General features: G+C 51.7%; 11 protein-coding genes and 1 pseudogene. 1 reads left to right on the plus strand and 11 read right to left on the minus strand.

Annotation, left to right across the window (positions count from 1 at the left end; genetic code table 11):
• Positions 1-43: 43 nt before the first annotated feature.
• Positions 44-1,168, plus strand: a complete 1,125-nt coding sequence (gene mdoC / locus EPYR_RS10990) for a glucans biosynthesis protein MdoC (RefSeq protein ID WP_012668479.1) — start codon at positions 44-46, stop codon at positions 1,166-1,168.
• A gap of 615 nt (positions 1,169-1,783) precedes the next feature.
• On the opposite strand, the gene EPYR_RS10995 is transcribed toward mdoC, so the two are convergent.
• The 11 genes and pseudogenes from EPYR_RS10995 to EPYR_RS11040 all read right to left on the minus strand — a co-directional run bounded on the left by EPYR_RS10995 (position 1,784) and on the right by EPYR_RS11040 (position 13,489).
• Complete coding sequence (locus EPYR_RS10995) at positions 1,784-3,256, minus strand: phospholipase D family protein (protein WP_012668480.1); 1,473 nt, start codon at positions 3,254-3,256, stop codon at positions 1,784-1,786.
• 198 nt (positions 3,257-3,454) lie between these two features.
• The gene (locus EPYR_RS20760; protein ID WP_014539087.1) at positions 3,455-3,610 is read right to left on the minus strand and encodes a hypothetical protein; all 156 of its coding nucleotides are present in this window, start codon (positions 3,608-3,610) and stop codon (positions 3,455-3,457) included.
• Positions 3,611-4,228: 618 nt separating this feature from the next.
• Positions 4,229-5,608 carry an efflux transporter outer membrane subunit gene (locus tag EPYR_RS11000; RefSeq protein WP_012668481.1) on the minus strand — a complete coding sequence of 460 codons (1,380 nt, stop codon included), beginning with the start codon at positions 5,606-5,608 and terminating at the stop codon, positions 4,229-4,231.
• Positions 5,605-6,693 (minus strand): HlyD family secretion protein, encoded by a 1,089-nt coding sequence (locus tag EPYR_RS11005; protein ID WP_012668482.1) that lies wholly within the window; start codon positions 6,691-6,693, stop codon positions 5,605-5,607. Before EPYR_RS11005 ends, EPYR_RS11000 begins: the two co-directional genes overlap by 4 nt.
• Entirely contained in the window at positions 6,693-8,378 is a 1,686-nt protein-coding gene (locus EPYR_RS11010; protein WP_012668483.1) for an MFS transporter, read from the minus strand. The genes EPYR_RS11005 and EPYR_RS11010 overlap by 1 nt, the downstream gene beginning before the upstream one ends.
• 1 nt (position 8,379) lies before the next feature.
• Entirely contained in the window at positions 8,380-8,811 is a 432-nt protein-coding gene (locus tag EPYR_RS11015; RefSeq protein ID WP_012668484.1) for a MarR family winged helix-turn-helix transcriptional regulator, read from the minus strand.
• Between the two features lie 319 nt (positions 8,812-9,130).
• Entirely contained in the window at positions 9,131-10,027 is an 897-nt protein-coding gene (locus EPYR_RS11020) for a helix-turn-helix domain-containing protein (RefSeq protein ID WP_012668486.1), read from the minus strand.
• Between the two features lie 714 nt (positions 10,028-10,741).
• Positions 10,742-11,048: pseudogene (locus EPYR_RS11025) on the minus strand (hypothetical protein); the annotation flags it as partial.
• 191 nt (positions 11,049-11,239) lie between these two features.
• On the minus strand, positions 11,240-12,088 hold the full coding sequence (locus EPYR_RS21090; RefSeq protein ID WP_331387094.1) for an IS3 family transposase: 849 nt from the start codon (positions 12,086-12,088) through the stop codon (positions 11,240-11,242).
• A gap of 3 nt (positions 12,089-12,091) precedes the next feature.
• The gene (locus tag EPYR_RS21095; RefSeq protein ID WP_011078074.1) at positions 12,092-12,391 is read right to left on the minus strand and encodes a transposase; all 300 of its coding nucleotides are present in this window, start codon (positions 12,389-12,391) and stop codon (positions 12,092-12,094) included.
• A gap of 45 nt (positions 12,392-12,436) precedes the next feature.
• Positions 12,437-13,489 (minus strand): hypothetical protein, encoded by a 1,053-nt coding sequence (locus EPYR_RS11040; RefSeq protein WP_012668488.1) that lies wholly within the window; start codon positions 13,487-13,489, stop codon positions 12,437-12,439.
• Positions 13,490-14,197: the final 708 nt, after the last annotated feature.

Genomic DNA, 14,197 nt, shown 5'->3' on the forward strand with positions numbered 1-14,197 from the left:
CAAGGATCCACCGAAAGTATAACGTGTTGAATAACGGAAATTTATGACTAAAGAAACACAGCAGAGAGAGCACTACCTCGATTCGATTCGCGCCTGGCTGATGCTATTAGGCGTGCCATTTCATGTTTCGTTGATTTATTCCGCACAAAGCTGGTCGGTTAACAGCAGCTCGCCGTCTGAGTGGCTGACGTTGCTGAATGAATTCATCCATGCTTTTCGTATGCAGGTATTCTTTGTGATTTCTGGCTATTTTTCCTACATGCTTTTCCTGCGTTACCGCCCTTCTGAATGGCTGAAGGTGCGCGTGGAGCGGGTTGGCATCCCGCTGCTGGCCGCGATACCGCTAGTCACCCTGCCGCAATTTTTTATGCTTAAAGAGTGGACCAGCAAAATCGGGGACTGGGCCAGCATGACGCTATATCAGCGCTATAATGCGCTGGTATGGGACCTGGTTTCCCATCTCTGGTTCCTGTTAGTGCTGGTGCTGCTGACGCTCGCCGGTTTTTGGATTTTTACCGTGCTGCGCAACAGTAAAGGAGAAAAATCAGATTATTCCGAGATAAGCTGGGGCCAACTTACCCTCTGGTTACTGCTTTACGGCCTGGCTTGGGCGATTTTCCGTCGGGTGATGTTTGTCTGCGCCCCGTCGATCCTTGGCGATGCTCTGTTCAGTATCGCGGTGATGCAGACGCTGTTTTACCTGCCGTTCTTTGTACTGGGGGCAATGGCATGGAAATATCCCGCCATTAAAGCGCTGTTTGTTCATCCGGCTCCCCGGGTCTTTGTCGGTTCCGCCCTGGCATTCGCTGCTTATGTCGCCAATCAGACGTTGAGTCATGGCGGCGGCTGGCTGTACGAAATTGATGCAGTGGTATCGATGCTGATGGGGTTGTGGATGATCAACGTAGTGTTTTCATTCGGTCATCGCCTGCTGAACTCACACTCACCGCGCGTGAAATATCTGGTTAACGCCTCGCTGTTTATTTATCTGGTGCATCACCCGTTGACCATTCTCTACGGCATTCTTTTTGTCAACGAGATAGGCAATAACACCGTCGGGTTCTTCGCCGGTCTGGTGTTTGTCTTTGGTCTCGCTTTTCTGCTGTACGAAATCCACCTGCGTATTCCGCTGCTGCGTTTTCTGTTCTCCGGAAAAGCGCAGCGTTAATATGCCACCCGGGCGTCTGCTCAAAGGCGAAAAGCCCCACGAAGGTGGAGCCATAGCGAAGCATTGAGGCTGGATACCTATTCATCAATCGGGCCAAGGGCACCTGGTGGACGGCGACTATGATCAAAACTATCTCCGGACCTGGTGAGCAGTATCCGGTCGCTTGATGAGCCAGAAGCGCTGTCGAGTTTAGGTGTGTTTTTGGTGAGGCATACAGCGTTAGTTCGCCGATGCCCTGACTGGAATTCGCCTGGCTCGGTCCCGGGTTCAGACTGCTGTACATTGAACATACTTCTAAGGAATATTGATATAGCCTGATCCGTTTGTTTAGGTTCTGATCTGTCACTGACAGGACTAACCTCCGGATTTCCAATACCTTTAATCGGCATGATGCTGCTCCCTGTTTTAAAACAGATACGACAGTATCTTTATATCCGACAGGAAACAGCCAAAAAACAATCGTAAAGAATGCTGTGCCAATCTTTTCTAAGATAAGTAAACCAGAGAAGTTCTCAAGGCAAAATCACTCATGGCCACTGCCAGCACAAGAGGTGATCCAATTCAAGTTGCTCTGTTAAGTGAAGCGCACAGGGTCTGCGCCCCGCTCACAGCGGATCACAATAGCCATTCAATCGGCAAACGCCATACCAGGCGCACTAACAGCCGCTGCATCAGTCTGGTTCGTGGCTCGTGCTTATGCACCACCTCTTTTTGCGGGTCACCGGGATATTCCACCCAGTTGATACGCCCCCACTTATCCAACCGCAGCGTCCATGCTCTGTCGGGGATACTGGCCATAAAACGCTGATGAATTTGCGTCGCCAGGCATTCGCTCTCAATCACCAGCCCCATTTCGGTATTCAGCATTGCCGAGCGCGGGTCAAAATTAAACGAGCCGATAAAAAGCTGCTGATTATCCACGCTAAAGGTTTTAGCATGCAGGCTGGCACCTGAGTTACCGGTTAAGCCACGGTCGTGCGGGGCCTGACTCATGCCATCGTGGGGCTTTAATTCATACAGCGTAATGCCGTGACGCAACAGTTTTTTTCGCCATTTGGCATAGCCAGCATGAACCACCGAAACGTCATTGGCCGCCAGCGAGTTGGTCAGAACGGCGATTTTCACCCCGTTACGCACCAGCGACAGCAGCTGCGCCACCCCGGCGCGTGTCGGAACAAAATAGGCAGAGATAATATCGAACTGGCGTTGCGGTTTGCCAATCGCCGACAGCATGCGCTGTGGCAGAAGTGTACTGGTTCTGGCACGCCCCAGCCCTTTTCGTGGATCGTCGCTTAGCAGGCGGGTATTTGCCCAGATAAACGGCAAAGAACGGTTTTCCAGCTGGCTGACGAACGGCGTCTCATCGACCCGGCGCAGATAGCCCTGCACCTGCGGGGTGTCGCGCCAGGTGTGCGGCAGCGTGACGGCAGAAGGTTCCCCCACATCCTCGTCTACCACCCTGTTGAGTGGTGCAACGGCCTTGCTCTGCCAGTAACGGTCAAAATCCTGCGCGACATCATCCACCACCGGCCCGACAGCCAGCACATCGAGATCGGTAAACAGAGGTTCGTCTCCGGCAGCAAAATATTCATCGCCGATATTACGACCGCCAACAATGGTTGCGGTGTTATCTACGGTAAAACTTTTATTGTGCATGCGGCGGTTAAGGCGAGCAAAATCCGTAATATAGCCAATAGCCCGCAGCGTTCGAAATGAGAAAGGATTAAATAAGCGCACGGCAATATTGGGATGACGATTAAGCTCACTCAGGGTGTTATCCAGCCCACGAGTGTTGTTGTCATCCAGCAGCAGCCGCACTTTCACCCCGCGCTGTGCTGCGTCCAGCACGGCACTGAACAGTAATCGCCCTGACATGTCGTTTTGCCAGATGTAATACTGAATATCCAGTGACCGTTCAGCCATGGAAATCAACAGATAACGAGCGGCAAAAGCATCAAGCCCCTCCGACAGAGGAAAAATGCCGCTGTGTTCCGGGTGTTGCTGCGCCAGCGGTACAACGGCCTGCGCCAGCCGTGGACGCACAGCCGCCGAAAGGTTAGCATCGGGCGACTGCTGTAGTTCGGTCATCGACGATCCTTGAATTGCTCTACGGTAATCCGGCCTGACAGCGCCGGCAGCCTAAGATTATGCCCGGTTAATCAAACATCAGCTAGCGGCAGCGTGCGCATTCATCCATCCCGACAGCATTTTATCTTGCCGTTGAGCGGTAATGACATTCAGGATTGGCAAGATGGCGATGCGAATCGATTCAATGACGGGGCATCATCATGATACCCACAGTGTAATAACGAGGACAAAAGCGATCAGCGTAAAGGAGGCGATGGCAAAAACCATAATGGTAAAAGGCGCGTCTTCTAACGGTACTCGCTCTTTTTTTTCTGGCTCAGTTTCAGAACTGTTTTTCATGTTTAACCACAGCATACCGGCAAAACATTCCTTTTAAGGGGCCGGTAAAAAAATGAAAAGACGTCCGTTTCACAAGGAGAATAAGAGATCTTCACGCTAACTCAATCGGGATCAAACAGCGTGAGTCTCTGTTGGTTAGAAATTATTGTTACCTGTCAGTCATGAAGGATAGCACAAAGCCCGAATTGGTTAGCGTAACAAATTGATTTCAGGACGTTACCAAAAACATAAAATGCGTCGAAACAATCTATCAACAGGACAATTTCAGCCGTTGCTGTTGAATAATCAGGCAAAGTTACTGTTAATTTTTTTTAAAGTTTGATTGTTAATTATGATTGAATTTTCAGTCGGCGGGTAATGCAGCCCGCTTCCTTGCTGTTTGAATGTGGTCAGGCTGCGCCAGATTATGAATAAACCCTGGACTTAGTTCGGGTAATCGGGCGCGGCGCAGCCTCGTTGATGAGGCTTTCGAGCCGCGCTATCTGTTCAAGCGGCGGAGGATAAGCGAGGAATTAATGCCACCAAAAGCATAGTTGTACGACTGAATGCCAGCGGTATGAACCTGGCGCCTGCCGGTATTACCTGGGGTTTACTTTGTCCCGGGTTTGGGGCCGACAGACCCGCAGTGATATATCAGGGCTGCCAGCCCCCGCCGAGCGCACGGTAAAGATCGATCTGCGCCAGCAGCAGGTTATTTTTTGCCTGCACTACGCTGAGCTGGGTAGTGAACAGCGTGCGCTGGGCATCCAGCTCATCAAGATAAGATGCGTAGCCGTTCTGATAGCGGTTTCTGGCAATACGCAGCGCCTCCTGAGCCACCTGCTGCTGGATCTGCAATTCGGCCTGCTGCTGCTGATAGCGGGTGATGGCATCGAGATCGTTGTTCACTTCACTGAACGCTGCGCGCACCACTTTCTCATAGTTGTACAGCGCCTGGTTGCGCGTTGCCATCGACACATCCACCTGCGCCGTCAGCGCTTCACGATTAAGCAACGGGGCAAGTATGCTGCCGCCAACGCTCCACAACCGGAAGGGATTATCGACCAGCTGATGCAGCACCGAGCTTTGCAACGTGCCGCTTGCGGTCAGATTCAGCGACGGCAGCAGGCTGGCGCGCGCGGAGTGCAGCGACGCATCCGCCGCCAGAAGCTGACGTTCGGCCTGTACGATATCCGGTCTGCGCTGCAGCAAGCGAGACGGCATCTCGGCGGGCATCGTCTGCACCGCCAGATGTTCAAAGTGATTCTGCCGCGCGATCTGGCGTGGGTTCATGCCCACCAAAATACTCAGAGCGTTTTCCTGTTCCGCAATCTGATGCTGCAACAGCGGGATCTGTGCCTTCGCCGTCTGATACTCGGACTGCGACTGAAGCCACTCCAGCCGGGAGGTATAACCCGTCTCAAACTGACGTTGCGCCAGTTTCAGCGAATTGTTGCGCGATGCCAGCGTGGCTTCGGTCACACGCAGCTGTTCATCCAGTGAGGCCAGCGTCATATAGCCGGACGCCACCGAACTGGCAATGGTTAACCCGGCTGCGGCTGCGGCAGCCTGCTGCGCTGCCAGGGTCGCTTTAGCCGCATCAATGCTGCTGCTGCGCTCGCCCCATAAGTCGACGTTATAGTTAGCCTGCAACAACCCCTGAAAAACCGAATATTGATAAGGCTGACCGGTCACCGCCGAGATTGCCCGCGCACGGCTGCCCGCCATGCCTGCATCCAGCGTCGGGAAGTTATCCCCTTCTGCACCACGCAGTTGAGCACGATACTGATCGACCCGCGAGCGGGCAATCAGTATGTCCGGGTTATGGCGCAGCGCCTGCTCCACCAGCTGATTCAGTACAGGATCGTTGAAGGCGCGCCACCAGCCGGCCTCAACGGCCGCGCCCGGCCCTACCTGATGGCGCCACTGCGTGGGGATCGGCAACGAAGACGGCGCACGCTCAAGGTGGGTGGCACACCCCGTCAGCGCGACCACCAGCGTTATCACACTGAGCGATCTGGCTACGTACCTCATTTTTTCGCTCCATCCTGCGCATCCGCAGTATTGATAGTGACTTCCACCGACATGCCCGGACGCAGACGGGCGGCGTTATCGCCGGTGATCTTAATGCGCACCGGAATACGTTGAGCGATTTTGACAAAGTTACCGGTAGCGTTATCCGGCGATATGGCGCTGAATTCAGAACCGGCTGCGGGTGAGATATACTCCACTTCCCCGTTGAAACCTTCACCATCCAGCGCATCAACGGTAAAACTGACCGGCAAACCGGGGCGGATGCGCGCCATCTGCGTCTCTTTCATATTGGCAATCACCCACATTTGCTGCGGAACCAGCGAAGTCAGGCGGGAACCGGCCGTTACATAGGCGCCCTGGCGCACCGCAATCTGCCCCAGCTGCCCGTCGCGTGGTGCACTAATCCGGGTGTTATCAAGATCAATCTGTGCCAATTCCAGCGCCGCCTGAGCATTGGCGACATCCGCTTCCAGCGAAGCGCGGTTAACGATGGTGGTTTGCAGATCCTGGCGCGACACTTCTAACGTGGCCTGCGCCTGCTGGACCCCCGCCAGCATCTGGCTGTTGCTGGCGCGAGAGGCATCACGCTCACGCACGGATAAGGATCCATCGGCAGCCAGATTTTCCACGCGTTTTAAATCCAGCCCGCCCTTCAGCGCCTGTGCCTTCGCGTTGTGCAGCGCGGCTTCGTTGCGCTTGATAACCGCTTCGGCACTACGCCGCTGTTGTTGATTATTGGCCAGCGCGGCTTTTTTCATATTCAGCTGTGCGGCGGACTGGTGCACGCGTTGGCGATAAATGCGGTCATCAATGGTCATTAACAGATCGCCGCGATGCACCGGCTGAAAATCCAGCACTTCCACCGCAGTAATGTAACCACTGACCTGGGGGCTGATAAAGGTCACCTGACCACGTACGTAGGCGTTTTCCGTAGACTGCTTTTGGCTGGTGAACGGCGGCAGCTGCCAGGCATAGAGGATCACCAGCACACCAACCAGCACAAAGCCAGATCCCAGCGCGATGGAGATAATCCGCAGCTTGTTATTTCTCTGACGTTCAGCGAGTTGCTGTTCCTGTTGACTCATTATTTCTCCACGTTCATTTGTTGCATGGCCCGCTGTTCCGATTCCGCTTCGCGTTTGGCCTGCTGCCAGTTGAGGTAGCGTAGGCGCGACAAACGCCATAGCACCCAAAGTAAAGTGACTCCCGCTAGCGCAGCCGTCAAAATATAAACATCGTTATACGCCAGTACGTTTGCCTGCAGCGTTGCCGCCGTTTGTAGCTGCGTGGTGCTTTGTGCACTGAGCAGGGTATTATCGCCAATCTGGCTGGCAAACAGATTGTTGTACTGCATCAAACGGTCGGTGACGTTAGGATCGAGTAGCGATAGCCTGTCGCCCAACAGGCTGGAGTGATACTTTTCGCGCCAGGTCTGAAACGTGCCGAGCAGGGCCGACCCCATCAGCCCGCCGAGGTTCTGGCTCATGCCGAACAACACCACAAAGCTGACCAGGTTTTTCGGCTGAGTGACCACGCTGCTGACGCCCAGCAGCATGGCCGGGGCGATAAAGAATGAGGTGCTGAAACCCAGCAAGAACTGGCTGAAGTATATATTGTTGGCACGGGTCAACGGGCTGGACTGCGCATCCATCAGCGAGGCCACCATCACGATAACCAGCGACAGTGCAATCGGCCAGTTAAGATGTTTGGGGTTAATCGTCAACGCACTGCAAATAATCCCCGCAGCAACACCTGCCAGAATAGCCAGCGCCAGGCCCTGCATCTGGTCGTTCTGCAACCCGATCTGTTGCAGGTAACCCATTGCGCCGGTATTTTGCTCCGCGAGCATAATGCGCAGCAGGATCATTACAATACCCAGGCGGAATATTGCTCCGCTACCGAGCCAGCGCGTGTTAATTAGCGGGTTGCTGCGATGATGTTCTACCAGCACCGCTGCCGTCACCAACACCAGCCCCAGCCCCAGACAAATACCCAGCCACGGCGTGCTGGTCCACCACTCAATGCGCCCCAGCGACAACACGCCGCAGAACAGCGCCATGCCCGGTGCCATCAAAAAGAAGGTGAGGAAGTCTTTTTTCTCGAAGACTTTGGTGCGTTCACCGGGTGGCAGCTTGAGGATCAGCACCGCGCCCAAAGCCATTAACGCCAACCCCAGTTCAAACAGATACAGACCGCGCCACTGTTCCAGCTGTAACAGTTCGGTGGAAAACAAGCGCGCCAGCGGGATCGCCAGCTGCGAAGCCCCTAAGCCTATCGCCAACGCCTTTAGCCGATGTCTTGCCGGCCACGCCTGCACTTGATAATAGATGCCAAGCGAACTGAGCGCGGCCCCCACCATACCGTGTGACGCGCGGACGATAATTGCCGAGCTGAGATCGTTAACCAGCAGATGGAAAAATGCCACCAGCACATAGAGCACCAGGAATGCTTCGGTAAATATGCGCAGACCATACTGCTGGCGAAATTTCACCAACAGCAGGTTAATTGAGATATTGCCCATCACATACACGGCCGGAAGCCAGGCGATTTCATCGTTATAGGCAGCGAAAACGCCCTGCAAACTGGTGAGATTCGCAGTGACCAGCGCATTACTGAGCGCCCCGGTGATGCAGATCAGCAGGCCAACAATGCAAAAGGCTATGCGCTTATGGGGCGGATGCAGCGGTGTGGAAGGAGAACCGGGCAACATGGGTTTTTCGCCGGGCGCCCACTCACGCGGCGCATAAGGATTTTGTTGCTTACCCGACACGTTATTTCGCCTCGGTGGCCGTCAGCAGTTGCTGCAAAACACGTTGGGTGGTCGCCAGCTCATCAGGATTGAGGCCAGATAGCAGTTCATTACGTAACGCATCGGCTTCAGTTTTCAGGCGCTCGTTGAGCAGCAGCCCTTTCGGCGTGACATGCAGCAGCCGTTTACGGCGATCCTCCGCCGGCTGAACACGCTCTACCAGCTGCTGTTTGACCAGACGGTCGATCAGCGGCACCACGCTGGCATCCTCAAGCCCCAGCGCCTGCGCCAGCTCTTTCTGATTCATCGGTTGTTCCTGAACAGCAATGGTCGCCACCGCCATCCAGCTGCTCATGCTAAGTCCATTATCCTTCATCCGGCGATCTATCGCCTGACGCCAGGCATTGGCAGTCAGGTGTAGCAGCCGCGAGAAGTTAAGTTCATGAGAGTTCAAATTGTGAGATGCCTGATTATTAGGGTTCTAACTAAAAACATCCGGCCATTATAAACCTGCCCGGGCAAACTATGGAAGCGAGTCAGCCCTGAGTTTAGATAATAGTGACCTTCTCTGCCAGGGAAGGATGCGTCACAGGTAGGGGTCATGTTATGTTGCGAACGATCGTCCTGCACGCCCGGCGGGATAACATACTCTTTGTGTAGTAAACTTTTGTGACCTGCCCTTGCCCCAGGGTTCACGACAAANGCGCATCAGGCCGGGTGGCAACATCCGCTTTATACGATAGTGGCAGAGCGCGCTCTCACATGCGACAATATTATTTATTTAACCATCTTTCAATGTGTTGAAAACACCTTGCAAAACCTTCTTCGATTTTTTCATCATTAGTTGAATCAGTCCGGACGGTGGGAGGTGCTGTGGGTAACTCATTCGCCCTAAGTTTAGCTAAATCAATATTGCTCTGTACATTTAGCTTATGTGCATCGGAATTACCGCTGACACTCTGATGTGGCTTAACGTTGTTAACTCTGTGTGTTTCATCCGGGGTACGCTTCGGTAACAGAAGGACACGCTTGGAATCTGACGAATTTTTTCTGGTTTTCGCTACCCACCATGTGAGTGACGTTTTATGAATGCCCTCTTCCTTTGCAACCTGACTGATAATCTTTTTTTCGTTACTTATCTCGCGGGGGTTTTGCTGCTGTGAGCAGAGTTCGTTCACCCTATCAACACAATGCTTTTTTAGAGCAAATGTTGAGCGAAAACGGCTCCGTGTAGCTATCTCACTGATATTATTCTTATTAATCTTCTCTCTGGCACCACCCGACCCATTCTCCCAGTGGTAGACTGTTCGATAATTAAGACCATGTTCTTTTGCCACTTGCCAAACTGTTTTGGTGGACAGCTCCTCTTTAATGTTTTTAACAAATTCAGGGTCATATCTCTGTCTGCGATAAATCTCTGGCTCACTGGGATGGGATGACGAAGATTGTGCAGCCTGAGCAGGCTGTACTGACGCCAGATTGTTTATCAAGCGTGTTCCATCCTGGACAGTTTTCATATACTCATTAGCTGGCAGCAGATAAACCGATCCATTCTGAACCCCGCTTATCCGGTTAAGAACGCTGTTATGCGGGACTGCCCGTGAACTTTGGCTCATCCAGCCGCTGATATCATTCCCATGAGGTGGCTGCAATTTAATAGGAGTAAACATTAATTTTCCTGAGTGAACGAGATACCAGTACTACTTATATACACGATATCAGTAGCCGTATATAAAAAATTGCTTCTCTATCCTTCAGGCATATACAAATAACTCATCATAAATTCGGCAGAAAAAATGATAAACTTCATTGAGATGATTATTNACATAATAAACAGGGGCGATACCGGAGTATAATGAGAGTTGAGCGGTCTGGCATTTATAACGCAAAAATTAAAGCCTTCGCCTTACCGGTGGGTCGGGAAAGATTGANAATAATCGCGGACGGTTAATCAGACACAAAAATCCAGGGTTACCACCATTTTTGCATCGCTGATTTTTGATTCCTGTTGGCTTGCCTGAATCTATCCGGCGTCACTATGGGCATGGATGCCCACGCCTTGATGCGTTCCGCACCTGATGGAGCCTTATAAAACCGCACGGCTNCAGAGAGTCATATTGTCTGTAAGTTTTTCAGCAGGCCGACAGACCGTTCATGTCATCAATAATCAGTCTCCGCAAAACCAGATTGGGAACGGCTTGATTAACGATTAACCTGCCAGTCAAACTGGCGTCATCGTTACCTTTAGAACACGGTCTGCCGTGAGGGGGATTGCCCATACTATCCGGGCTAATTTGTTGGCCAGCGCACAACACCCTACGCAGTTCTTGCCAGCTGCGCCTGGCCCGGTAAAGCGCCCGCATGACCTGTTGAGCTTCGGTTCATGGTTGCACAACTCGCCTGGAAGGACTGGATGCAGCTTCGCATATAGCTTCCGCATCGACAAAATCGTTCTTGTTGCTCTTAACAATAGGGCGGACGAACTGCGGAAATCAATTTTGCTTCATGACCTGTATCAGCGATCCGGCGAGCCATAAAATGGGTACCGACACAGGCCTCCATCACAACGGTAGCCATTGTGCAGTCTGCCATAAACTCATTAAGTTTGCTGTGGGTAAAATTTTCGCGCACTAATGCCATCATCCCCTTTTGTGACCTGCCCTTGCCCCAGGGTTCACGACAAATGCGCATCAGGCCGGGTGGCAACATCCGCTTTATACGATAGTGGCAGAGCGCGCTCTCACATGCGACAAANATGTTTATCTTGCCATTCTTTAAGTTCTTGTAAACACTCTGCAAAACTTTTTGCGTTTTTTTCATCATTTGTTGAATCAGTGGGAGGTGCTGTGGATTGATCCTACCCACGTAATGTGGACACAGCCCTAAGCGAGGTTCTGGTTTTCAAATTGTTCAGGACTAAGGCCGCCACAGGCACTGTGACGACGCCACCGATTGTAATCACACTCGATATAATTAAACACCGTTGTCCGCATTATTTCCCGGCTGGCAAAGCGTTCTCCGTGGATACATTCCACCTTCAGCGAATGAAAGAAGCTTTCCACGCAGGCATTGTCATAACAGCAGCCTTTTGCGCTCATGCTCCCGCGCAGATTATGACATTTCAGCAAGCTCTGATAATCCGATGAACAGTACTGCCCACCACGGTCAGTGTGAACAATCACTTTTTCAGGACGTTTTCGCCGCCACAACGCCATCTGCAGTGCGTCGCAGGCCAGTTGTGCGGTCATACGCGGCGACATCGACCAGCCAATGACGGAACGCGACCACAGGTCAATGACCACCGCCAGATACAGCCAGCCCTCATCTGTACGTAAGTAGGTGATGTCACCTGCCCACTTCTGGTTTGCGCCGCTGGCGTAAAAATCCTGTTTCAGCAGGTTCTCTGACACGGGCAGGCCGTGTTCACGATAACTGACCGGACTGAACTTGCGGGCCGCTTTCGCCCGCAGCCCCTGACGTCGCAGGCTGGCGGCAATGGTTTTTGATGTTGTACTCCGGCAGCTCGTCAGCAAGACGAGGTGCGCCATAACGCTGTTTTGCCTCAGTAAATGCCTTACCGACGGCCTTATCGCAGATGAGGCGGAACTGCTGGCGCGGGCTGATTTGATGGCGACGCAGGCACCAGACATACCAGCCGCTTCGGGCAATTCTAAGCACACGACACATGGCCTTGATACTGAACTCAGCCCGATTTTTTTCGATAAAGACATACTTCATTTCAGGCGCTTCGCGAAGTATGTCGCGGCCTTTTGGAGAATGGCCAGCTCCTCAGCCTGCTCCGCCAGTTGCCGCTTAAGGCGGGCAATTTCAACAGACATTTCCTGCTCACGTTCAGAAGAGGAATGTGCATTTTTGAGCTTGCTGCGCCAGGCATAAAGCTGCGATTCATACAGACGGAGTTCACGGGCAGCTGGAGCCACACCGATACGCTCAGCAAGTTTCAGGGCTTCGTTGCGAAATTCAGGCGTATGTTGTTTGCGTGGCTTTTTGCTGGTTGATGCTGGTTTTGTCATGAGTCACCTCTTGCTTGAGAGTTTACTCACTTAGTCGCGTGTCCACTATTGGCGGGTAGGATCAGATGACTCATTCGCCCAAAGTTCAACTGAACCAATACTGAGGCGTTTATTTAACGGATGTGCACCAGAATCACCTTCGACACTCTGATGTGTCTGAACGTTTTTAACACTGTGTTTTTCATCCGGGGTACTCTTCGGTAACTGAGAGACAGGCCTGGAATATGATGAATAATTTCTGTCCCTCGATACCCAGTTGATGACTGTACTTATTTTTATGCCCTCTTCCTTTGCAACCTGTCTGATAATCTCTGCTCTACTTATCTCGCGGAGGTTTTGCGGCTGTGAGCAGAGATCGTTCACCCTATCAATACAATACTTTCTTAGCCCAGATAGTGAGTGAAAACGGCTCCGTTTAGCTATCTCTGTGATATTATCCTTCTTAATCTTCTCTCTGTTACCACCCGGCTTATTCGCCCATGCGTAGACTGTTTGATAAGGAAGACCATATATTTTTGCCACTTGCTGAATTGATTGGGTCAACAGATTTTGTTTAACTCGATTGACAAATTCAGGGCTAAATCTCCGGTTGCTATGAATCTTTTGCTGACTGGCTGCAGTCAGATCAGGCTTTGATAGTGAGTGAAAACGGCTCCGATTAGCCATATCACTGATATTATTCTGCTTATTCTTCTCTCTGGCACCACCCGGCCTGTTCGCCCAGTTGTAGACTGTGTGATAAGGAAGACCATATCGTTCTACCACTTCTCGAATTGTGTTGGTGGACAGCATTTGTTTAACTTTATTAACAAATTCAATGCTATATCTCTTGTTGGGAAAAATCTCTGGCTGACTGGAATGTGATGACGAAGATGCTGCAGCCTGAGCAGGCTTTACTTCCGCCAGATTGTTTTTAAAGAATGTTCCATCCTGGAAATTTTTCATATACTCATTAGCTGCCAGCAGAAAAACCGGTCCATTCTGAACCCCGCTTATCCGGTTAAGAACGCTGTCATGCCGGACTGTCGGTGAACTTTGGCTCATCCAGCCGCTGATATCATTCCCATGAGGTGGCTGCAATTTAATAGGAGTAAACATTAATTTTCCTGAGTGAACGAGACACAAGTACTATTTATATACACGATATCAGTAGCCGTATATAAAAAATTGCTTCTNGATCTTTCAGGCATATTCAAATAACTCATCATAAATTCGGCAGAAAAAATGATAAACTTCATTGAGATGATTATTCANATAATAAACAGGGGCGATGCCGGAGTATAAGGAGAGTTGAGTGGCCTGTCATCTATAACGCAAAAATTAAAGCCTTCGCCTTACCGGTGGGTCGGGAAAGATTGANAATAATCGCGGACGGTTAATCAGACACAAAAATCCAGGGTTACCACCATTTTTGCATCGCTGATTTTTGATTCCTGTTGGCTTGCCTGAATCTATCCGGCGTCACTATGGGCATGGATGCCCACGCCTTGATGCGTTCCGCACCTGATGGAGCCTTATAAAACCGCACGGCTNCAGAGAGTCATATTGTCTGTAAGTTTTTCAGCAGGCCGACAGACCGTTCATGTCATCAATAATCAGTCTCCGCAAAACCAGATTGGGAACGGCTTGATTAACGATTAACCTGCCAGTCAAACTGGCGTCATCGTTACCTTTAGAACACGGTCTGCCGTGAGGGGGATTGCCCATACTATCCGGGCTAATTTGTTGGCCAGCGCACAACACCCTACGCAGTTCTTGCCAGCTGCGCCTGGCCCGGTAAAGCGCCCGCATGACCTGTTGAGCTTC

Origin of the sequence: Erwinia pyrifoliae DSM 12163, assembly GCF_000026985.1 — a bacterium.
GTDB lineage: Bacteria > Pseudomonadota > Gammaproteobacteria > Enterobacterales > Enterobacteriaceae > Erwinia > Erwinia pyrifoliae.